At 66.2% G+C, this 20,256-nt stretch carries 18 protein-coding genes and 1 pseudogene; 10 read left to right on the top strand and 9 right to left on the bottom strand.

Annotated elements, in window-relative coordinates; genetic code table 11:
* Positions 1 to 25 precede the first annotated feature (25 nt).
* Complete coding sequence (locus tag LRS12_RS09025) at positions 26 to 229, top strand: DUF2093 domain-containing protein (protein ID WP_374580654.1); 204 nt, start codon at positions 26 to 28, stop codon at positions 227 to 229.
* A 44-nt stretch (positions 230 to 273) separates the two neighbouring features.
* Positions 274 to 1,144, top strand: a pseudogene (locus LRS12_RS09030) (M23 family metallopeptidase).
* Positions 1,145 to 1,158: 14 nt separating this feature from the next.
* On the opposite strand, the gene LRS12_RS09035 reads toward LRS12_RS09030, so the two are convergent.
* Complete coding sequence (locus LRS12_RS09035; protein WP_257844295.1) at positions 1,159 to 1,689, bottom strand: hypothetical protein; 531 nt, start codon at positions 1,687 to 1,689, stop codon at positions 1,159 to 1,161.
* Positions 1,690 to 1,931: 242 nt separating this feature from the next.
* On the opposite strand from LRS12_RS09035, the gene LRS12_RS09040 reads away from it, so the two are divergent.
* Entirely contained in the window at positions 1,932 to 4,937 is a 3,006-nt protein-coding gene (locus LRS12_RS09040) for a TonB-dependent receptor domain-containing protein (protein WP_257844296.1), read from the top strand.
* Between the two features lie 125 nt (positions 4,938 to 5,062).
* Here the strand turns inward: LRS12_RS09040 and LRS12_RS09045 are convergent, their stop codons facing one another.
* From LRS12_RS09045 to LRS12_RS09055, 3 genes are read right to left on the bottom strand one after another with little or no spacing between them, the layout of a single operon-like run.
* Positions 5,063 to 5,590 (bottom strand): hypothetical protein, encoded by a 528-nt coding sequence (locus LRS12_RS09045; protein WP_257844297.1) that lies wholly within the window; start codon positions 5,588 to 5,590, stop codon positions 5,063 to 5,065.
* Positions 5,502 to 5,804, bottom strand: coding sequence for a hypothetical protein (locus LRS12_RS09050; protein WP_257844298.1), 303 nt, complete (start codon positions 5,802 to 5,804; stop codon positions 5,502 to 5,504). Before LRS12_RS09050 ends, LRS12_RS09045 begins: the two co-directional genes overlap by 89 nt.
* 16 nt (positions 5,805 to 5,820) lie before the next feature.
* Positions 5,821 to 6,087 (bottom strand): hypothetical protein, encoded by a 267-nt coding sequence (locus tag LRS12_RS09055; RefSeq protein WP_257844299.1) that lies wholly within the window; start codon positions 6,085 to 6,087, stop codon positions 5,821 to 5,823.
* Between the two features lie 817 nt (positions 6,088 to 6,904).
* On the opposite strand from LRS12_RS09055, the gene LRS12_RS09060 reads away from it, so the two are divergent.
* Positions 6,905 to 7,327 (top strand): aspartyl/asparaginyl beta-hydroxylase domain-containing protein, encoded by a 423-nt coding sequence (locus LRS12_RS09060; protein WP_257844300.1) that lies wholly within the window; start codon positions 6,905 to 6,907, stop codon positions 7,325 to 7,327.
* 70 nt (positions 7,328 to 7,397) lie between these two features.
* On the top strand, positions 7,398 to 7,640 hold the full coding sequence (locus LRS12_RS09065) for a hypothetical protein (RefSeq protein ID WP_257844301.1): 243 nt from the start codon (positions 7,398 to 7,400) through the stop codon (positions 7,638 to 7,640).
* 111 nt (positions 7,641 to 7,751) lie between these two features.
* On the opposite strand, the gene clpB is transcribed toward LRS12_RS09065, so the two are convergent.
* Entirely contained in the window at positions 7,752 to 10,331 is a 2,580-nt protein-coding gene (gene clpB, locus LRS12_RS09070; RefSeq protein ID WP_257844302.1) for an ATP-dependent chaperone ClpB, read from the bottom strand.
* A 206-nt stretch (positions 10,332 to 10,537) separates the two neighbouring features.
* Here clpB and LRS12_RS09075 point away from each other — a divergent pair, with 206 nt between their 5' ends.
* The 3 genes from LRS12_RS09075 to LRS12_RS09085 all read left to right on the top strand — a co-directional run bounded on the left by LRS12_RS09075 (position 10,538) and on the right by LRS12_RS09085 (position 13,995).
* Positions 10,538 to 13,372: a pitrilysin family protein gene (locus LRS12_RS09075; RefSeq protein WP_257844303.1), complete on the top strand. Its 2,835-nt coding sequence runs from the start codon at positions 10,538 to 10,540 to the stop codon at positions 13,370 to 13,372.
* A gap of 29 nt (positions 13,373 to 13,401) precedes the next feature.
* Positions 13,402 to 13,701, top strand: coding sequence for a hypothetical protein (locus tag LRS12_RS09080; RefSeq protein ID WP_257844304.1), 300 nt, complete (start codon positions 13,402 to 13,404; stop codon positions 13,699 to 13,701).
* Between the two features lie 120 nt (positions 13,702 to 13,821).
* Positions 13,822 to 13,995 (top strand): DUF1328 domain-containing protein, encoded by a 174-nt coding sequence (locus LRS12_RS09085; protein WP_257844305.1) that lies wholly within the window; start codon positions 13,822 to 13,824, stop codon positions 13,993 to 13,995.
* 2 nt (positions 13,996 to 13,997) lie between these two features.
* On the opposite strand, the gene LRS12_RS09090 is transcribed toward LRS12_RS09085, so the two are convergent.
* Both LRS12_RS09090 and purE read right to left on the bottom strand, forming a co-directional pair.
* A complete protein-coding gene (locus tag LRS12_RS09090; protein ID WP_257844306.1) occupies positions 13,998 to 15,065 on the bottom strand; it encodes a 5-(carboxyamino)imidazole ribonucleotide synthase in 1,068 nt (355 codons plus the stop codon).
* Complete coding sequence (gene purE, locus LRS12_RS09095) at positions 15,062 to 15,547, bottom strand: 5-(carboxyamino)imidazole ribonucleotide mutase (RefSeq protein WP_257844307.1); 486 nt, start codon at positions 15,545 to 15,547, stop codon at positions 15,062 to 15,064. The genes LRS12_RS09090 and purE overlap by 4 nt, the downstream gene beginning before the upstream one ends.
* Before the next feature lie 103 nt (positions 15,548 to 15,650).
* On the opposite strand from purE, the gene ada reads away from it, so the two are divergent.
* Both ada and LRS12_RS09105 read left to right on the top strand, forming a co-directional pair.
* Positions 15,651 to 16,688, top strand: coding sequence for a bifunctional DNA-binding transcriptional regulator/O6-methylguanine-DNA methyltransferase Ada (ada, locus tag LRS12_RS09100; protein WP_257844308.1), 1,038 nt, complete (start codon positions 15,651 to 15,653; stop codon positions 16,686 to 16,688).
* The gene (locus tag LRS12_RS09105) at positions 16,685 to 17,152 is read left to right on the top strand and encodes a DUF1203 domain-containing protein (protein ID WP_257844309.1); all 468 of its coding nucleotides are present in this window, start codon (positions 16,685 to 16,687) and stop codon (positions 17,150 to 17,152) included. Before ada ends, LRS12_RS09105 begins: the two co-directional genes overlap by 4 nt.
* Here the strand turns inward: LRS12_RS09105 and LRS12_RS09110 are convergent.
* Complete coding sequence (locus LRS12_RS09110) at positions 17,149 to 18,666, bottom strand: trypsin-like peptidase domain-containing protein (protein WP_308222996.1); 1,518 nt, start codon at positions 18,664 to 18,666, stop codon at positions 17,149 to 17,151. The two genes, LRS12_RS09105 and LRS12_RS09110, sit on opposite strands and share 4 nt — an antisense overlap.
* Before the next feature lie 73 nt (positions 18,667 to 18,739).
* Positions 18,740 to 19,753, bottom strand: coding sequence for a hypothetical protein (locus LRS12_RS09115; protein WP_257844311.1), 1,014 nt, complete (start codon positions 19,751 to 19,753; stop codon positions 18,740 to 18,742).
* Between the last annotated feature and the right edge of the window lie 503 nt (positions 19,754 to 20,256).

Consider the following 20,256-nt stretch of genomic DNA (forward strand, 5'->3'; position numbering starts at 1 on the left):
CCAATTGCAAAGAGTGAGCGTTGCCATGCTGATGTCGTCCAATTCCGCCCGTCCGGCGCGGCTTCATTATATGGCGAACGGCTTTCGCGTGCTGTCGTCGGGCGATCATGTTGTCTGCGCGGTGAGCGGGGAAAAGATCTCGCTCGACGCGCTGCGTTACTGGAGCGTTGCCGATCAGGAGGCCTATGCCTCGGCGGAGATCGCGACGAAGGCGATGACCACGGCGTGAGGAAACTTGGCGGGACGATCGTCGCGGGCACAACACTCGTGCTGATGGGCACGTGCAGCATCGTGCCCGAACCGATCGCGCCCGCCGTCGCCGCTCTGCCCCCGCCTGTCGCCGCGGCGATCCCGGCCCAGTCAGCGCAGACCCGCAACGCCTTTCGCTTCGACGGCCCGATGATTCAGGGCGGCACCGTACTGGGCACCGCGCCAGCGCTGACCAGCCGCCTCACCCTTGATGGTCGCGCCGTTCCGGTCGCTCCTGATGGCCGTTTCCTGATTGCGTTCGACCGCGATGCGGGGGGCAGCGCCGAGCTGATCGCGACGCGGGTCGACGGCAGCGTCCTGCGCCAGAGCCTGACGATTCAGCCACGCGCCTGGCGGATCGAGCGGCTGAACACGCTGCCGCGCTATTCCCAACCGACTGCGGAGTTTCAGCGCCGTCGCCCCGGCGAACTGGCACAGATCAATGCGGCGCGGGCGAAATCGCATGACGTTCAGGGCTGGCGTCAGGATTTCATGTGGCCGGTGACCGGGCGCATCTCGGGCCTGTTCGGGTCGCAGCGCATCTACAAGGGCGAGCCCGGTTCCTATCATTCCGGGGTGGATGTGGCCCGGCCCAGCGGTACTCCGGTGATCGCGCCCGCCGACGGAGTCGTAATTCTGGCGGCGCACCAGGACTTCACGCTGGAGGGCAAGCTGTTGATGCTTGACCATGGGATGAGCCTCAACAGTGCGTTCCTGCATTTGTCGCGGATCGACGTGAAGGTGGGGGGATTTGGTGCGCCGGGGGCAGACGATCGGTGCGATCGGGACCACCGGTCGTTCGACCGGGCCGCACCTGCACTGGGGCATGAAATGGGGCAATTCCCGGATCGACCCGCTGCTGATCGCGGGGTCGATGCCGGTTACTGCGGATTGAGGTAGCGCGGGCCGTTACTCGACCCGCATCATCCGCACCGCACGCCCGCCATTGAGCGATCCCATGAAGCTGCCCATCGCGGCGCGCCTGACTTCCATCGTGTCGCCCGACTTGGGCTCCTTCACCCGGAAGTCCTCCAGCGTCGTCCAGGTCGACCCGTCGTCGAACTTGATCCGCCAGCGGATGCGGTCGGTCTTGTGCGCGGAAACGACCTTGGCGGTGATCGAATTGACGACGGTCTCCTCGTCATCGTCCACGCCGTCGCCGAACAGCTTGATCCGCGGCAACGCAATGCCGAACAGGCGGCGGCGGGTTTGCTTGACCGTGTCCTTGCTGACCACGATCAGCTCGCGCTTGTCGCGCGCGGATTGAAGCGCCGCCGCAGCCTTGTCGAAGCAGGCGAGGCGCGCGCCGGAATCGGCGATGCCCCGGCATTTTGCGATGTCGTCGACCAGGACGGACGAGCGGTCACCCACCCCCGAATCCTGCGCGGCGGCGCTGGCGGGCAGCAGGACGGCGATCAGAACGGCAACGGCCAGGCGCATGAGAGTTCCTCCTGCGTAATTATCTATCGTTCCTGCGCCCTAGCTGCATCATCAAATAATCATGCTGCAGTGCAGCATTACATAAATGTGTCGTATTTGTCACAGTGGATACGAAACGAATGCGGTTGAATGATTGCGCATTGCAGCGCGGGAAAGCGCAGTCCTAGAACGCACGATAGAGCCGGCTTTTGTCCGGCCGACCACAGATGGCCAATCTGGTCAGACTTAGGGGGTTTGAACCTATGAAATCCAATCTTCGCACGCGCCTGATGGCGTCGACGCTCCTGATCGGCGTGTCGATGGCGGCATCGCCTGCTTTCGCGCAGGATGAGGCTGCACCTGCAGACTCGCAGGAAGTCGTCATCACCGGCACCCTGATCAAGAACCCGAACCTCGAACAGGCGACCCCGGTCGCCGTGATCGGCTCCGACGAAATCGACCTGCAGCAGGCGAACGTCGCAGAAGAACTGCTGCGTGAGCTTCCGGGCGTCACGCCGTCGGTCGGCTCGGCGGTCAACAACGGCAACGGCGGTGCGTCGTTCGTCAACCTGCGCAACCTGGGCTCGAACCGCAACGTCGTCCTGCTCGACGGTGTTCGCCTGGTCCCGGCCGAACTGAACGGCCGGTTCGACCTCAACAACGTTCCGCTCGCGCTGATCGAGCGCGTCGACGTTCTGACCGGCGGCGCGTCGACCACCTATGGTGCGGACGCTGTTTCGGGCGTGGTCAACTTCATCACCCGCCGTGACTTCGCGGGCTTCGAGGCGAATGTCTCGAACCAGATCACCGAGCTGGGCGATGGCCACACCTTCCGCGCCGACGTCACGATCGGTGCGAACTTCGACGGCGGACGCGGCAACGCGGTGTTCAGCGTCGGGTATCAGGAAGCCGACCCGATCTATCAGGGCGCGCGCATCCATGGTCTGTTCGGTCTGAGCTCGACCTCGGGCGGCGGCGGCGGCTCGGGCACGGCGGTTCCGTCGCGCTTCTCGCTCCCCGGCCAGGGCACCCGTCAGGTCAACGCGGCGGGCACCGATTTCAACCCGGGTACCGCCTTTGCTGCGTTCAACTTCAACCCGTACAACGTCTATCAGACGCCGTTCGAGCGTTACAACATGTACGGCGCGGCGAACTACGAGATCAGCGACGCGGTCGAAGTCTACACCCGCGGCATCTTCTCGAAGAACACTGTCGAGACGATCATCGCTCCGTCGGGCGCGTTCGGCATCGCGGTTGCGATCCCGCTGAACAACCCGTTCCTGACCACCGCGCTGCGCAACACCTTCTGCTCGGCCAACGGCATCGACGCGGCGACCTGCACCGCCGCCGCCAACCCGGCGCTGCGCCCGGGCGACGCGGCCTATCGCACGGTCACCAGCTCGCTGTTCCGTCGTGCGACCGAAGTCGGTCCGCGTATCAGCGAATACACGACCACCTTCTTCGACTACCGCCTCGGCTTCAAGGGTGCGGTCACCGACTCGATCGACTGGGATGTCTGGGGCAGCTACGGCGAGTCCGAGAACCTGCAGCAGATCAAGGGCTACACGCTGAACTCGCGCGTGCGTGACAGCTTCCTGGCGGCCAACACCACCAGCTGCTTCGCGGGCACCGCGGCGGGCTGCGTTCCGATCAACTGGTTCGGTCCTGAGAACAACAGCACTTGGACCGCGGGCGCGGTGGACTTCCTGAACGAAGTCTCGACCGTCCGTACCAAGGTGTCGATGGCCCAGGCACGCGCAATGCTGACCGGCGACCTCGGCTTCGCCAGCCCGTTCGGCACCGACTCGATCGCGTTCGCGGCCGGTGGCGAGTTCCGCGAGTATAAGGCGTCGCAGGCGTCGGATACGCTCGCAGCAGGCGGTGATCTGGGCGGTGCCGGTGGCGCCGCTCCGAACATCGAAGGCGGCTACAAGGTCTATGAAGCCATCGGCGAACTGATCGTTCCGCTGGTTCAGGACAAGCCGTTCTTCGAAGACCTGACGATCGAGGGCGGCATTCGCTACTCGTCCTACACGGTCGACGCGCCGACCAACCCGTCGTTCGACACCACGACCTGGAAGGTCGCGGCAAGCTGGAGCCCGATCGAAGACATCAAGTTCCGCGGCAACTATGCCCGCGCGGTCCGCGCCCCGAACATCGCCGAGCTGTTCTCGCCGGTGAACACGGGTCTGACCAACCTGACCGACGATCCGTGCGCCGTGTTCAACGACGCGGGTGCGCCGATCCCGGGCCGTTCGGCCCCGACCGGCGAACTTCGCGCGGTCTGCCTTGCGCAGGGCGCGACGACGGGCAACGTCAACTCGATCGCGCAGCCGATCGCGGGTCAGGCGAACGCAACGGGTGGTGGTAACATCAACCTGCAGCCGGAAACCGCAAAGACCTGGACTGTCGGTGCCGTGTTCACGCCGACCTTCCTGCCGCGCTTCTCGATGTCGGTGGATTACTTCAACATCCGCATCGACGGTGCGATCACCTCGCCCACCCCAGGCGACGCGATCCGTGCGTGCTTCGGTTCGGGTAACACCCCGGCTGCGGGCGCATCGACCACGCTGGCATGCACCCAGATCCGTCGCGATCCGCTTACCGGCGGCCTGAACGGCGACCCGAACACCACGGGTGGTCTGTTCCTGGCGACCTCGAACCTGGGCAAGCTCGAGACCAGCGGTATCGACGTTCGTGCCGATTATTCGCACGATGTCGGCTTCGCAAAGCTGAGCTTCACGGGCGCGGTGACCTGGACCGAAAAGTCGAAGTTCCAGGCCACCTCGGTCAGCTACGATCGTGACTGCGTCGGCTACTTCTCGGCCAACTGCGGTCAGCCGATCCCCGAGTGGCAGTGGTCGCTGCGTACGACCATGTCGATCGAGGCGCTCGACGTGTCGCTCCTGTGGCGCCACGTTGGGGGCACCGTGTACGAAGGTCAGGCATCTGACTTCGCGGCACGCGGCTTCTCGACTGGCTCGCGCAACCTGTTCAACGGCACGCTGCCGGCGAGTGCAGGGGGCCTGGCGGGCACCGTTGAAAACTTCAACGAAATCCCGGCCTATGACTATTTCGACCTGTCGACCCGGTTCACTGTCAGCGACAACTTCACTCTGTCGTTCACCGTCCAGAACCTGTTCGATCGTGATCCGCCGCTGGTCGGTGGTGAAGCGGGGTCGACCTCGTTCAACAGCGGCAACACCTTCCCGTCGACCTACGACTCGATCGGTCGCCGCTACGTGGCAGCTGCCAAGATCCGCTTCTGATCGGATCGGAACTGAATCGGGGGAGTGGGCAGCAATGCCCGCTCCCCTTTTTCATGCCTGCCGTCTGGAAAAGCGCGGGCGTGCCGCCGCCGGGTGCGGCGAGCGCACATCGATGTTCGTTGGGTTCAGTCCAGCAGCGCTGCGGGTAGGTCGAGCGCGACCCCGGCACTGGCCGCCACCGCGCGTGCCCAGTCGTGCACCTTGGCAATCTCGTCGCCATGCGCGGCGTCGGCTGCCGCCCGTTCCAGCGCGCGCGCTTCCGGCGAGAAGTCGCGCCCGTCCTTGCTGTGCCGCCGAAACGCGGGATTGGCGTCGAGCAGCCCCGCCGCAGCGGCGCTTTCCGGAATGAATCCACGCCGCGCCAGCGCGCCGAGCGCGCGCGCAGGGTCCGCCATCAGCCGGTCGGACGACAGCGTGAACACCCGCCCGGGATGCGCGGCGGCGAGCGTGGCGAACAGACGGTGCTGGGCAATCCACCCCACCGCCGCGACCTGGAGGTCGCTCAACCGGAAATAGTCATTGGGCTCAAACCCGAGATCGACCAGCCGCTCGCGCAGCATCCCCTCAAGCAGCTCGCGCACCCATAGCCGACACCACAACCCCTTGCGCGCCACCGATGCGAGGAAGTCGGGCAGCGGCGCATACAGCAGCACGCGCGCGCGCGTCGGGACGCAGCGCCAGCATCGGCCCCATCAGCCCCGCAACGATGTTGGACGGCTTGAGCACAACCGTCTCGTCCGGTCCCCAGCGTCGCGCGAGCAGCAGCAGCGCGTCGTCGAGCAGCCGTGCGATTTCCGGCCCCGCCATCTCGCCACGGCGGCGAATTCCGACGATGTCGTTGAGCAACACCGGTTCTGACAAGGCCATCGCATAGTCGGGCAGGTCAATCGCGCGGGCAAGTACGGTCGATCCGCAAAAGGCCGAGTGGAACAGAAAATGGACCGGCGCTACCTGTGCACGCGCCGCCGCGACCGCATCGCTGCGCGACCCGATGTGCTGGGGCCGATCCCCCCACCAGCTCGTCGGTCAGGAACGGCCCCTCGCCATGCATCGCGCGCGGGACATGGCGATACAGGATGCGGTCGCTCGCCCGGTCATAGCGGTGCGCCAGCCAGGTCGGATCGGTGGGATCAAAGACGGGGTCAGCCATGGATGCACGCGAATCTAGCCGGTTCGCAAAATCGGGCAACCATCTCTCTTTCCATCGTCTCGACGTGTCATTACGCCAATGTCATGTCGATATCGTCCCAGGAAGCCAATTCGCGTGGCCTTGCCGCACTTCGCGCGGGCGATGCGGCGAGCGCGGCGCAGTTGTTCGCACAGGCCACGGCGGCGGATCCCGGTGCCGGGAGCCTGCACCGCAACCTTGCCCATGCGTACCGTTTGCTCGGCGACGACGCCGCCGAACGCGCGGCGCTCGAGGGGGCGCTCGGCTGTGACCAGCGCGATCTCGGCGCGCTGATCCGCCTCGCCCAGCTGCACGAACGGCGTGAGGAGCGCCGCGACGCGCTGACCCGCTGGAGCGCAGTGGTCCAGCTGGGTGCACAGATCGCAGAGCCGGCACCCGAATTGCGGGCGCTGCTCGACCATGGACGCGCCTATTGCGCAGCGCAGACTGCGACGATCGCCGAGGCGGTGGAAGCGGCGCTGTCCCCCGCCGTTTCCGGATTCGACGCCACGGCACGGCGGCGCGCCGGAGCGTTTCTCGATCATGCTCTGGGGCGGCGTGCGATCTATCGCAACGAGTGCGCAGGGCTGCACTATCCCTTCCTGCCCGCCGACGAGTTTTTCGACGCGGGGCATTTTCCCTGGTTCGCGCAGCTGCGGACCGAGGCACCGGCGATCCGCGCCGAGCTGGAAGCGCTGCTGGCCGATCCGGGCGAAGCGCTGCGGCCCTATGTGCGTATGGACAAGGGGACGCCCGAAACCCGCTGGGATCCGCTCAACCATAATCTCGCCTGGGGTGCGTGCTTTTGTGGGAGTATGGCGCGCCCAACCAGCCGGTACTCGATCGTTGCCCGCGCACGGCCGCGGTGCTGGCGGCATTACCGGGTGCGCGCATCCCGGGACGGGCACCCAGCGCATTCTTCTCGCTCCTGAAGCCGCGCACGCGCATCCCGCCGCATACCGGCGTGACCAACACCCGCGCGATCGTCCACCTGCCGCTGATCGTACCGCCGGAGTGCGGGTTCCGGGTGGGAGGCGAGACGCGCTCGTGGGTCGAGGGCGAAGCCTTCGCCTTCGACGACACGATCGAGCATGAAGCATGGAATGACAGCGATGAACTGCGCGCCGTGCTGATCTTCGACGTGTGGAATCCGCACCTTACATCTGACGAACAGTCGGTGATCGCCGATTATTGTGCCCTGGCGGACCGCGTCACCGAATAATGCTGCATCGCACTATTGTAACCCGAACTGGTCATGTTACGATCAATCCTTCTGTAAAGAGGGATTCCCCATGTTCGTAACGTCTCTACTGGCTGCCGCTGCGATGCAGGCAACGACGCCCACGCCCGCCACGCCGGCGCAGGATCCGGGCAGCGAGCGCGTGTGCAAGCGGATCGAAGTGACCGGCTCGATCGCGCGCAAGGAGCGCGTGTGCAAGACGCGCGCGGAATGGACGCGCCTCGCCGAATCGGGGAACTCCGTCGCGCGCGCCATCGTCGATCACGGCACCGGCCGACCCGCGGGCGGCCCGTAAGCGCCAGTTCTACCGAGGAAATACGAAGCTGCGTCCGGCCCGCGCCGTGTGCGGGTGAGCCGGACGCCAGGCTGGTAGCTGCGTACTCTTGGCGGTGCGCGCGCCGGCTCGTCAGGTCGCGCTCAGCACGAGCCCGCCATCGCCCTCGCTCACCTTGACGGTCGCACCGTCCCGCACCTCGCCGCGCAGGATTGCGTCGGCGAGGGGATCCTGGACATAACGCTGCACCGCCCGTTTGAGCGGGCGTGCGCCATAGACCGGGTCATAGCCGACCCGGCCCAGCCAGTCGCGCGCCTCAGGCGTGAGGTCGAGCGTGATCTTGCGATCCTTAAGCAACTTGCCGAGCCGGGCGACCTGGATGTCCACGATCGGCGCCATCTCGTCGCGGCCAAGGCGATGGAACAGCACGATCTCGTCGAGGCGGTTGAGGAATTCCGGGCGGAAATGCGCGCGGACGATCTCCATCACCTGCGGCTCGACGCTCGATACATCCTGCCCGTCCTCAAGCTGCGTCAGGAACTGGCTGCCGAGGTTCGACGTCAGCACGATGATCGTGTTGGTGAAGTCGACCGTGCGGCCCTGACCGTCGGTCAGGCGGCCGTCGTCGAGCACCTGGAGCAGGATATTGAAGACATCGCCATGCGCCTTCTCCACCTCGTCGAACAGCACGACCTGGTACGGGCGACGACGGACGGCTTCGGTCAGCACGCCGCCCTCTTCGTATCCGACATAGCCGGGAGGGGCACCGATCAGGCGGGCGACGCTGTGCTTCTCCATGAACTCGCTCATGTCGATGCGCACCATCGCGCTCGAATCGTCGAACAGGAATTCGGCGAGCGCCTTGGTCAATTCGGTCTTGCCGACGCCGGTCGGCCCCAGGAACAGGAACGACCCGAGCGGTCGGTTCGGGTCCTGCAGCCCTGCGCGGCTGCGGCGCACCGCGGTGGAGACGGCCTTGACCGCCGCCTGCTGGCCGATCACCCGCTTGCCAAGCTGTTCTTCCATCGCGAGCAATTTCTCGCGCTCGCCCTCCAGCATGCGGTCGACGGGAATGCCGGTCCAGCGGCTGACGACGCCGGCGATGTCGTCGGCGGTCACCTCCTCACGCAGCATCGCGACGCCGGTGGTGGCCTGCGCCTCCTCAAGCTGCTTGGTCAGCGCGGGAATCGTGCCGTAGTTGAGCTCGGCCATCTTGGCGAGGTCGCCCGCGCGCTGCGCCTGTTCGAGTTCGAGGCGCGCGTGATCGAGCGCTTCCTTGATCTTGGCCTCCCCCGCGATCTTGTCCTTTTCCGCTTGCCAGCGGCCGGTCAGCTCGGCGGATTGCTGCTCCAGATTGGCGAGTTCGGCTTCGAGCGCGGTGAGCCGATCCTTCGACGCCTGGTCACTTTCCTTGCGCAACGCCTCGCGCTCGATCTGAAGCTGCATGATGCGGCGATCAAGCGTCTCGATCTCCTCGGGCTTGCTCTCAACCTCCATGCGGATGCGGCTCGCCGCCTCGTCCATCAGGTCGATCGCCTTGTCGGGCAGGAAGCGGTCGGAGATGTAGCGGTTGGACAGGGTCGCGGCCGCGACGATCGCCGCGTCGGTGATCCTGACCCCGTGATGCAGCTCGTACTTTTCCTTGAGGCCGCGCAGGATCGAGATGGTGTCCTCGACCGTCGGCTCGCCGATGAAGACCGGCTGGAACCGCCGCTGCAGTGCCGGGTCCTTCTCGACATGCTTGCGATACTCGTCAAGCGTGGTCGCACCGATGCAATGTAGCTCGCCGCGCGCGAGGGCGGGTTTCAAAAGATTGCCCGCGTCCATCGCACCTTCGGATTTGCCCGCGCCGATCAGCGTGTGCATCTCGTCGATGAACAGGATGATGTGGCCGTCCGCGCCCTTCACCTCGTCGAGCACGCCCTTCAGTCGCTCCTCGAACTCGCCGCGATACTTTGCGCCCGCGATCAGGCTGCCCATGTCGAGCGACATCAATGTGCGGTCCCTGAGCGTGTCGGGCACGTCGCCATTGGCGATGCGCAGCGCCAGCCCTTCGGCGATCGCGGTCTTGCCGACGCCGGGGTCGCCGATCAGCACGGGGTTGTTCTTGGTGCGGCGGGCGAGGATCTGGATCGTCCGCCGGATTTCCTCGTCGCGGCCGATCACGGGATCGAGCTTGCCGTCCTTCGCCGCCTGGGTGAGGTCGCGGGCAAATTTCTTGAGCGCGTCATAGCGGTCCTCCGCCCCCGCCGTGTCTGCGGTGCGGCCGCCGCGCAGCTGGACGATCGCCGCGTTGAGCCCCTCAGGCTTCACCCCGGCGGCGGCGAGTGCGCGCCCGGCATTGGTGGTCGAGGCAAGTGCGAGTGCGAGCAGCAGCCGCTCGACCGTGACGAAGCTGTCGCCCGCCTTGCCCGCAATCTGTTCGGCCTGGTCGAGTACCCGCACCGCGTCATTGTCGAGTCCCGGTGCCTGTTGCGCTCCGCTGCCCGTGACTGCGGGAACGCGGGCGAGCGCCGCGTCGGTTTCCGCTACCGCGCGCTTCGCGTCGCCGCCCGCCGCCTGGATCAGCCCGGCGGCCATCCCCTGCTCATCCTCGAGCAGCGCTTTCAGCAGATGCTCGGGGCTGATCCGCTGGTGGTTCATGCGAATGGCGACGGTCTGGGCGGACTGAAGGAAGCCCTTGGCGCGGTCGGTGAATTTTTCGAGATTCATGATCGTCCCTGCTCTCCTTCACCGTGGGAGATGGTGTTGCAATTCTGCAACACAAGCCCCTCTGCAATAATTCTATGTCGCACGATTTGATGCTGCCGCGCCGATGATGCAGCAGCAAGCTGGGAAAACAACGCAGGGTTGCGCGCCCTCGACAGGCCGGTATGTTGTTGCGGTCGATACCTTCCACTTCGGGAACTCTCCGCACCATGAAACCAGCCTTTGCCAGCCTGACCGCGATCGCGGTCGTGCTCAGCGCCCCCGTATACGCCCAGCAGGCTCCCGCTCCGACGGTCGCAGCCGTGCCCGTCGCCGATCTCGTGAAGCGGGTTGACATTCCCTATGAGCAGTTCGTGCTCGCCAACGGTCTGCGCGTCATCGTCCATACCGATCGCAAGGCACCGATCGTCGGCGTCGCCGTGTGGTACGATGTCGGGTCGAAGCATGAGCCGAAGGGCAAGACCGGGTTTGCCCATCTGTTCGAACACCTGATGTTCAATGGCTCCGAGAATTCGCCGGGAGAGTTCTTCGAGCCGCTCAAGGAAGTAGGCGCGACCGACTACAACGGCACGACCAATGTCGATCGCACCAACTATTTCCAGACCGTGCCGCGCGCTGCGCTCGACCGGGCGCTGTTCCTGGAGAGCGACCGCATGGGCTATCTGCTCGGCGCGGTGACCCAGGCGAAGCTCGACGAGCAGCGTGGCGTTGTGCAGAACGAGAAGCGCCAAGGTGACAACCAGCCCTATGGCCTGCTGCGCTACAAGATTACCGAGGGGCTGTTCCCCGAGGGACACCCGTACCGCCATTCGACGATCGGTTCGATGGCCGATCTCGACGCCGCCAGCCTCGACGACGTCAAGAACTGGTTCCGCCAATATTATGGCCCGAACAATGCGGTGCTGGTGCTGGCGGGCGATATCGACGCCAAGACCGCCAGGCCGCTGGTCGAGAAGTATTTCGGCGCGATCAAGGCCGGTCCCAAGACAGCCGAGCCCAAGATCACGGTGCCGACCTTGGCCGAGGCCAAGGCGGAAGTGATGAAGGATCGCGTCGCGGTGACCCGCATCTATCGCATGTGGGCGGTGCCGGGCATGCGCGAGGCGGACTCGACCGTGCTCGACGCATCGGTCGGCGTGCTGGGCGGCCTTGCCAGCTCGCGGCTCGACAATATCCTGGTCAAGCAGGAGAAGCTGGCGGTCGGCGTCAGCGCGTTCAACCAGTCGATGGCACAGGCCGGGATGGTGCTGATCTCCGCCGATGTCCGTCCGGGTGTCGATGCGGCCAAGGTGGGCGAACGGCTCGACGCGATCATCGCCGATTTCATCAAGACGGGTCCTACCGCCGAAGAACTGGAGCGATACAAGACGCGCACTGCGTCGTCGCGCATTCGTGGTCTTGAATCGGTTGGCGGCTTTGGCGGCAAGGCAGTGACGCTGGCGTCGGGCGCGCTCTACATGAACGATCCGGGCTATTACAAGAAACAGCTCGCGACGCTGGCCGCCGTGACGCCGGAACAGGCGCGGGCAGTGACCGCCAAGTGGCTGTCGCGTCCCGTCTATGCGCTGACGATCGAGCCGGGTGCGCGCGAAGCCTATGCCGAGGCCGCCGGTGCTCCCAAGGACAAGGTCAAGGTCGCGGACGAAGTGGTAAAGGGTACGCGCGGCGAGCTGCCCGGCGTCGCGGAGGTCAAGGATATCGACTTCCCGACCGTTACCCGCACCACGCTGTCGAACGGGATCGAGCTGGTCTATGCACAGCGCGATGCGGTGCCGGTGACACAGGCGGTCATCACATTTGACGCGGGTGTTGCATCCGACGTGCCGACCGCGCTCGGCACCGAGCGGATGACGCTCGCGCTGCTTGAGGAAGGAACGGCGACCCGCAACTCGGTTCAAATCGCCGAGGCGCAGGAGCGGCTGGGCGCGGGTATCGGCGCAGACAGCAGTGCCGATCGCGCGACCATCTCGATGTTCACACCGAGCCCGAACCTGGCCGGTTCGCTCGACCTGATGGCCGATATTGCGCGCAACCCGAGCTTCCCGCAGGCGGAGATCGAGCGGGTGCGCAACCAGACGCTCGCGCAGATCGCCCAAATTCGGTCGAACCCGGCTGGCTTGGCGCAGATGGCGATGCCGACGCTGATCTATGGCAAGGATTCGCCCTATGCGAAGACCGCCGCGCTGGCCGGCGACGCGGCCGCAGTGAAGAAGCTGACCCGCGACGATCTGGTCAACTACTACAAGGCGTGGATCCGCCCGGACAAGGCCAAGATCTTCGTTGTGTCGGACCGTCCGATCGCGGAGGTGAAGGCGGCGTTCGAGGCGAAGTTCGGCGACTGGAAGGGCGAAGGTGCCGCCGGTACCAAGGATTTCGCCGCCAAGCCGCAACAGGCCGCGCCCAAGATCCTGCTGATCGACCGGCCGGATTCGCCCCAGTCGCTGATCCTTGCCGGTCAGATGACGCCGGTCGATCCATTCGCCGATCCGATCGCACTCGGCACCGCCACCGAAGTGCTGGGCGGCGACTTCCTGTCGCGCATCAACATGAACCTGCGCGAGGACAAGGCGTGGTCCTATGGCGCGCGCGGCGGCATCAGCCGTTTGGAGCATGCGGTGCCGTTCATCGTCTCGGCCCCGGTCCAGGCCGACAAGACGGGCCCGGCAATCCTCGAGATCCAGAAGGAGCTGAAGGGCTATCTGGGCGACAAGGGCATCACCAAGACCGAGTTCGACCGGTCGGTGATCAGCGCGATTCGCCGCATGGCGGGCCAGTATGAAACCGCAGGCGCGGTGCTGGGCGCGATGCAGTCGAACGACTTCATGCGCCGCCCCGACGACTATCAGGAGCAGCTGGCAAAAAAATATCGCGCGCTGACCATCCCGCAGGTTGACGCTGCGGCACGCGCGGCTCTCGACCCGAACAAGCTGGTATGGGTCGTGGTCGGCGATGCGTCGAAGGTGCGGCCGCAGCTTGACAGCCTCGGCCTGCCTGTCGAGGTGGTGAAGCCTGAAGCCGTCGGCCCTGGCGCCGGCGGCAACTGAGGCGACACCGGATTGCAGGAGAGACGAGCATGGCGAATGTCGATGGAAGCTGGGATACCGTAACCCACTCGCCGATGGGCGACCAGAAGGCGACCCTCACCGTAACCAGCGCGGGCGACAGCTTCACCGGCACCTATGCCGGCGCGATGGGGACGACCGAGATCAAGAATGGCAAGGTCGATGGCGACAAACTGAGCTGGTCGCTCGACATCACCATCCCGATGCCGATGACGCTGACCTGCGAAGCCACGATCGATGGCGACGCGATCAAGGGCACCGTGACGGCTGGTGCATTCGGCAGCTTCCCGATGGAGGGCACGCGCGCCTGATCTAGGCGATGTCGTGAAATGAAATGGCCCGCTGCTCCTCGGAGTGGCGGGCTTTTTTCGTGGGTGCGGGGCAACTCCGGGCGGCTGGCGCGTTCTCCTTCGCATAGAGGGAGATTTCAGATGCTGCGTGCTGCCTTCATCTTCGCGATCATCGCGCTCGTGCTCGGGCTGCTGGGCTTTGGCGGGATTGCCGGGTTTGCCTGGGATATCGCCAAGATCCTGTTCTTCATCGCATTGGCGGTGGCTGTGCTGTTCCTGGTTCTGGGCGTGACGATCTACAAGAAGGTTACCTGAGCCTAGCGGGTCACGCGGGTAACGTGACCCATCTTGCGGCCCGGGCGGGCCTCATGCTTCCCGTAGAGGTGCAGATGCGTACCGGGTTCGGCGAGCAGTTCGTGCCAGGCATCGACATCGTCGCCGATCAGGTTGCGCATCTCGACCGACGTGCCGGTGAGGGTCACCGGGCCGAGCGGGAGGCCGAGCACTGCGCGCACATGATTTTCGAACTGCGAGGTTTCTGCACCCTCGATCGTCCAATGGCCGCTATTGTGGACGCGCGGGGCCATTTCGTTGAACACCGGGCCGTCGGGCGTGGCGAAGAACTCGCAGGTCAGCAGCCCGACATGGTCGAGTCGGTCCGCCAACTGCGTCGCGAGTGCGATGGCGGCGGGGCCCTGTTCGAGGATCGCGGTGGGTGCGGGGGCGGTCGATCGGTCGAGGATGCCGCCGACATGTTCGTTGTGCGGCGTGGGGTAGGCGATGCTCGTGCCGTCGACGCCGCGCACCAGCAGCACCGAGAATTCATGGGTGAAGGCGACCAGCCCTTCGAGCACGCATTCGCGTCCGCCCAGCGCGGCCCATGCGGGGTCGGCGTCGGCGGCGGAGGTCAGGCGGACCTGGCCCTTGCCGTCATAGCCTTCGGTCGCGGTCTTGAGGATTGCGGGGGTGCCGATCGCGGCGATCGCGGCGTCGAGATCGGCGCGTGATGCGACCGCGTGCCACGCCGCAGGACGCCCGCCACATTCTTCTGCCAGCCGCTTTTCCCGCCAGCGATGTGCGGCGGTTTCGAGTGAGGCGCGACCCGGTCGGACGGGCGCATGGGCGGCGATCGTCGCGACGGCGCGCGCGTCGATATTCTCGAACTCATAGGTAACCACGGCGCAGTCGCGCGCGAAGGCGGCGAGCGCGGCTTCGTCGTCATAGGCGGCGCAGGTGAAGGCGGCGGCGACATCGCACGCCGGGCCGCTTTCGGGTGCATAGATGTGAACGCGATAGCCGAGCTGCGCGGCGGCGACCGCGATCATCCGGCCGAGCTGGCCGCTGCCCAGGATTCCGAGGGTACTGCCGGGCGGGATCGCGGTCATTCGGGATCCGTGGCGACGCTTTCGGTCTGGCGCGCGCGCCATGCCTTGAGCCGTTCGGCGAGCGCAGTGTCGCTGGTGGCGAGGATCGCGGCGGCGAGCAGGCCGGCGTTGATCGCCCCCGCCTTGCCGATCGCCAGCGTGCCGACGGGGATGCCCCCGGGCATCTGGACGATCGAAAGCAGGCTATCCATGCCCTTCAGCGCCTTGGATTCCACCGGTACGCCGAGCACGGGGAGATGCGTCATCGACGCCGCCATGCCGGGCAGATGCGCCGCGCCGCCTGCGCCGGCGATCACCACCTTGAGTCCGCGATCCGCTGCGCCCGTTGCGTAATCGTAGAGCCGTTGCGGGGTGCGATGCGCGGACACCACCTTGGTCTCATGCGCGATACCGAGCGCGTCGAGCGTCTCGGCGGCGTGGCGCATCGTCTCCCAGTCGGAGGTGCTGCCCATGACAATGCCGATCAGTGGTGCGTCCGCCATTCGCCTGCCCTGAAAGCTGCGGGAAAGCGTCCCCCTAATGGCGTCGCGCTTTGGACGCAATGCGCGGGAAGCGATGTTGGTGCGATGCGCTATATCGGGGGACATGAACGACGCGATCCTCTCCGACGATGAGGCCTGGGAAGCCTTTCAACGCCGCGACCGCGCCTATGACGGGCGGGTTATTGCGGGGGTGCTGACCACCGGCATCTATTGCAAGCCGAGCTGCCCCGCGCGGCATCCGCTGCGCAGCAATGTCCGCTTCTTTCCCGATGCGGCGAGTGCACGGGCGACGGGGTTGCGCGCGTGCCTGCGCTGCAAGCCCGACGAGATCGGGCGTGAGCGGGTCGCTGTGGCGAAGGCGGTCGCGCTGCTGGAGGGGGCGGAGGAGACCATCGGGCTGGAGGCGCTGGCCGCGCAGGTCGGCTATGCGCCGCACCATTTCCAGCGCTTGTTCAAGCGGGCGACCGGGGTGACCCCGGCCGCCTATGCCCGGGGGGTGCGGGCACGCCGTGCCGCCGCCGCGCTCGATACGGAGGACAGCGTGACCGATGCGATTTACGAGGCGGGCTATTCCGCGCCCAGCCGCTTTTACGAAACTGCCGCCGACCGGCTGGGCATGACGCCGAGCGCGTGGCGCAATGGCGGTGCGGGGGTGACGATCCGCTGGACGGTCGCGCCGACCAGCCTGGGGCCGCTGCTGATCGCGGCTACCGACAAGGGGTTGTGCCGGGTGGCGTTCGATGAGGACAGCCTTGCGCTCGCCGCCCGCTTCCCGCGCGCGGAGATCGTGGCGGGCGGTGCGGCGCTTGCCGATCTTGCGGCCCGGGTGGTGGCGGAGGTGGAGCAGCCTGGACGACATACCGACCTGCCGCTGGACGTGCGCGGGACCGCGTTCCAGGAGGCGGTGTGGCAGGCGCTGCGCGCGATCCCGCCGGGCGAGACGCTGAGCTACACCCAGCTCGCCATCGCGGTCGGCCGGCCTGGCGCGGTGCGCGCGGCGGGAACGGCGTGCGGCGCGAACAATGTCGCGATCATCATCCCGTGCCACCGCGCCCAGCGCAGCGACGGGAGCATGGGCGGCTATGCCTATGGCATCGAGCGCAAGCTGGTGCTGCGCGCACGCGAAGGGGTCGAGGAATGAGCTACATCGTCACCGGGCTCAGCCCCGAACCCTTCTCGCCGCTGTTCGGCCAGTCTGACGACGCGCTGACGGAGCAGGGCGTGATCCGGGTGCGCGCCGATGCCAAGCCCGGTTATCCGTGCCGCATCACGCTTGAGGATGCCGAGCCGGGTGAGACGGTGTTGCTGCTCAACCACGCGGATCATGCCGTCGCCACGCCCTACCGCAACGCCTATGCGATCTATGTCCGCGAGTCCGCGGTCGTGGCGAACCGGTTCGAGGGCAGCTTGCCGCCGGTCTTCGCCAACCGCCCGATCGCGCTGCGCGGCTATGACGCGGACGGGATGCTGCGTGGCGCATTGCTTGCGCTGGCGGGGGATGCCGAGGCGCGGATCGGCGACCTCTTCGCCCGGCCCGAGATCGCGTACATCCATGCGCACAATGCCGCGCATGGCTGCTTCGCCGCGCGGATCGATCGCGCCTAACCCGCCGGCTTGCAGCTATAGACCAGCCTCTCGTTGAATATCTGTGGCAGCGCGGTGCGGATCGACTGTTGGCGCGTGGCGAGTTCTGCGCGCGCGCTGGGGTCTGTCGAGCAGGACTTGACCTTGACGTCCGCCCGCCGCTTGCGCGCGGTGTCCATCTGCGCGGCAGACAGCAGGTAGCGGGTGGTCGAATAGGTGCGCGTCGTCGGCGCATATTCGAGCACCGAGACGGTCGCCTCGTCATCCGGCACGAGGATGCGCTGCCAGTTCTGCCCCGCCTCGGCATATTGGGTGCGACCGTTGACGCAGCCTTCGGGGTTGATGTCGATCGCTACATCCTTGGTATCCGACACGGTAACACGCGAGCGGACGGGGTCGATCGTGCAGACCATCTTGCCCAGGCCACCGGGCTGCGCGACCGGCGGCGGCACCGCGACGCGCGCCCCGCCATCGACCGCGGCAGGGTCGAAGGCGGGACGGAGGATGAAGGTCGCGACCGATGCGGCGATCAGCGCGCCGCCGCCGAGCGCAGTCAGGATCGCCTCGCGCTTCTGTTCGCGGGTCAGCAGCAGTCCGGCAATGCCGAGCGCGAACGCCCCCATCACCAGCAGCAGGGCGGCCCCGGCCATATAGTTTTCGCGCGTCACGATATTCTCGCTGCGTGCGGTCTGGATCGCGTCCTCGCGGTCGGCGGCCGCCTTGGCGGCGGCTTCGCGCGCGCGCAGTTCGTCCGCTGCGCGCGCCTGTTCGGCGGCGGTGCGATCCTGTGCCAGGCGTTCGGCGATGCTGGTGCAGGCGACGCCGTTGGATGGCATCGGTTGCTTCGCCTCACGCAGGAACGCGGCGACCTCCTCATTGCTGATCGCAAAGCCGAAGCTGGCGTCGCCATCGTCGGCGCGGGTCAGCGCCGCGTTGACACCGAGCACGCGCCCGCACGGGTCGAGCAAAGGACCGCCCGAATTGCCGCGTGCGATGCCGGCAGTGTGGAGCAATACCTTCACCCCCTGAAGGTCGCGGCGACCGGAGAACACGCCCTGTGAGCGGATCGGGGTCAGCGGAGTGATGAAGTCGGCGGACGTGCGTGCGGTGGCGAGATCGACATTTCCGGGATAGCCGAGCGCGATCATCGAGTCCCCCTCGCTGACCGGGCCGGAATAGAAGGTGAGCGATGGCAGGCGGATGCCGGTGAATTCGATCAGCGCCAGGTCGCGGTCGCTGTCGATCGCGATCAGCCGGCCCTGGAACGACTTGTCGCCCTCTGACGGGACGACGCCGATCAGGACATTGCCGGGGTAGCGCTCGGCGGATTCGACGACATGCGCGTTGGTCAACACGCGATTGGGCGCGACGGCAAAGCCGCTGCCATGGCCGAACCCGACCACTTCGCCCTCGACCGTCGCGATCGTGACGATGCGCACCACGCCGCGCCCGGCGGCGGAAATATCGTCATCGGCGCGCGCCGGGGTCGCCAGACCGAGCAGCAGCGCCAGTGTCAGCAACAATCGAGTCAACACAACGCGCCTCCGCCCGAACCAGCCTTCCTTCGCCAAAGCGATGCGGTGGTGCAACCCCAAGCCGGCGTCGCGCTCAGTCTGCGGGTTCCTTCGTTTTCTCGCTCTCATCCTCTTGCTGGTCTGTAGCCCGCGCCGCGAAGACCTTTGCCGGAGGATCGCCGCGGTCGATGGCCGCAATCATCGCGCGGGCCTGGGCTCCCATCCCGCCGCCGTGCGGATGAAAGGCGACCAGCCTCAGCGCCTCGCGCGCTTCGGCACGATTGCCATCGTTGAGGAACATCGTCGCCGCGTTCATCCGCAGGCCAAGGTCGAACAGCGCGATATCATAGGCTCTGGCCAGGCCCAGCTTGGCATTTTTGGTCGGCGGTTCGCCGGCAGAAAAATAGCTGCGGTAAAAGAGGATCAGCGCGCGCGGATCCTCCGGGTCCGCCTGATTTTCGGCGACGATCGCGCGACGGACTGCCACCCAGTCCTCTGGCTTGCCGTCGCCCTCTTCGGCCAGCGCGAATTTCGCCATTGCGCGGTAGAGCAGGGCTTCGGTGCGCTTGGGGGCGGCGGCAATCGCCCGGTCCGCAGCGGCGAGCGCGAGTGCGTAATGGCCCGCATCATACTCCGCTTCGGCCAGCGCTTCCTGGGCACCGGGGTCGGATGGATAGGGTGCGGCGGCCTTGCGCGCGTCGAGAACGACCTGCTTGGCCTCCTCCGCATCGACCCCCGCGCGCGATTGAACACGCACCGCCATGGTCGCAACCTCTCCCGGGGTCAGCTTGCGCAACGTAACCGGTGCCGTCGCAAGCGCAGACGCCGGGATCCGCTTGGCCGTGAGGCGGGTGCTCCGCAGATATTTGTCGAGCGCCTTGCCGAGCTCCTTGAGGTCGCCAAATGCGAGCGCGGCCTTCTCCAGCGACTCGCCGCGGTTCATTGCCGCGATATAGGCACCAAGCTGCTTTTGGCGCTCCGGGTCGCTCATCAGATAGTGGGTGAGCAACCATCCGCGGCCATAGATTGCCTCGCGCTTGTCCTCGGGCAGCTTGCTTGACGTCAGAGTGAGAAGCTGGTCGACCGGAAGGGGGTTGCCGCTGAGCAACCCAAAGCCGCGATGTTGGGGCGCGGCACCGATCAGCGCGCCGCCATCCTTTTTCGAAACGAACGGTCGACCAATATTCCGCGAAGCCCTCGCTGAACCACAGCGGAAACGAGGCCGGGAGCGAGGTGAACATGAAATGGTGCGCATATTCGTGGCGCAGCACGGTGGCGCCGGACATTTCATAGGCTTCGCTTTGCCCGGACACCCGCGGAACAAAGGCGACATTGGCACCTGCGCGGGGGATGTAGAAGCCGCGGGTAAACTTGTCCTTGGTCAGCTTTTCGACCGATACCGATCCCGACAGAACGAATACCGTCACCCGGTTAGCGGGACCCGCAGCGGCCGGGCGGGCATTGGGGTAGAAGACACGCATCGTCCGTTCGAACTTCTCGAGCTCGTTCGCAAAGCGTGTGATCGATTCCGGCCTGTCATCGGCGAGAACGACGAAATGTTCGGAACTCGCCTCATACCATTCTGCCCGAGCGACAGCCGAGCATGCCAAT

The organism is Sphingomonas sp. J344 (genome assembly GCF_024700005.1).
Classification (GTDB): Bacteria; Pseudomonadota; Alphaproteobacteria; order Sphingomonadales; family Sphingomonadaceae; genus Sphingomonas.

What these genes read in the sequence shown, in the direction of transcription:
- LRS12_RS09105 (WP_257844309.1), top strand. Translation starts at nt 16,685, where the DNA reads ATGAGCTACATCGTCACCGGGCTCAGCCCCGAACCCTTCTCGCCGCTG.
- LRS12_RS09050 (WP_257844298.1), bottom strand. Translation starts at nt 5,804, where the DNA reads ATGGCCTTGTCAGAACCGGTGTTGCTCAACGACATCGTCGGAATTCGC.
- LRS12_RS09065 (WP_257844301.1), top strand. Translation starts at nt 7,398, where the DNA reads ATGTTCGTAACGTCTCTACTGGCTGCCGCTGCGATGCAGGCAACGACG.
- LRS12_RS09080 (WP_257844304.1), top strand. Translation starts at nt 13,402, where the DNA reads ATGGCGAATGTCGATGGAAGCTGGGATACCGTAACCCACTCGCCGATG.
- purE (WP_257844307.1), bottom strand. Translation starts at nt 15,547, where the DNA reads ATGGCGGACGCACCACTGATCGGCATTGTCATGGGCAGCACCTCCGAC.
- LRS12_RS09035 (WP_257844295.1), bottom strand. Translation starts at nt 1,689, where the DNA reads ATGCGCCTGGCCGTTGCCGTTCTGATCGCCGTCCTGCTGCCCGCCAGC.
- LRS12_RS09075 (WP_257844303.1), top strand. Translation starts at nt 10,538, where the DNA reads ATGAAACCAGCCTTTGCCAGCCTGACCGCGATCGCGGTCGTGCTCAGC.
- LRS12_RS09090 (WP_257844306.1), bottom strand. Translation starts at nt 15,065, where the DNA reads ATGACCGCGATCCCGCCCGGCAGTACCCTCGGAATCCTGGGCAGCGGC.
- LRS12_RS09040 (WP_257844296.1), top strand. Translation starts at nt 1,932, where the DNA reads ATGAAATCCAATCTTCGCACGCGCCTGATGGCGTCGACGCTCCTGATC.
- ada (WP_257844308.1), top strand. Translation starts at nt 15,651, where the DNA reads ATGAACGACGCGATCCTCTCCGACGATGAGGCCTGGGAAGCCTTTCAA.
- LRS12_RS09085 (WP_257844305.1), top strand. Translation starts at nt 13,822, where the DNA reads ATGCTGCGTGCTGCCTTCATCTTCGCGATCATCGCGCTCGTGCTCGGG.
- LRS12_RS09025 (WP_374580654.1), top strand. Translation starts at nt 26, where the DNA reads ATGCTGATGTCGTCCAATTCCGCCCGTCCGGCGCGGCTTCATTATATG.
- clpB (WP_257844302.1), bottom strand. Translation starts at nt 10,331, where the DNA reads ATGAATCTCGAAAAATTCACCGACCGCGCCAAGGGCTTCCTTCAGTCC.
- LRS12_RS09055 (WP_257844299.1), bottom strand. Translation starts at nt 6,087, where the DNA reads ATGGCTGACCCCGTCTTTGATCCCACCGATCCGACCTGGCTGGCGCAC.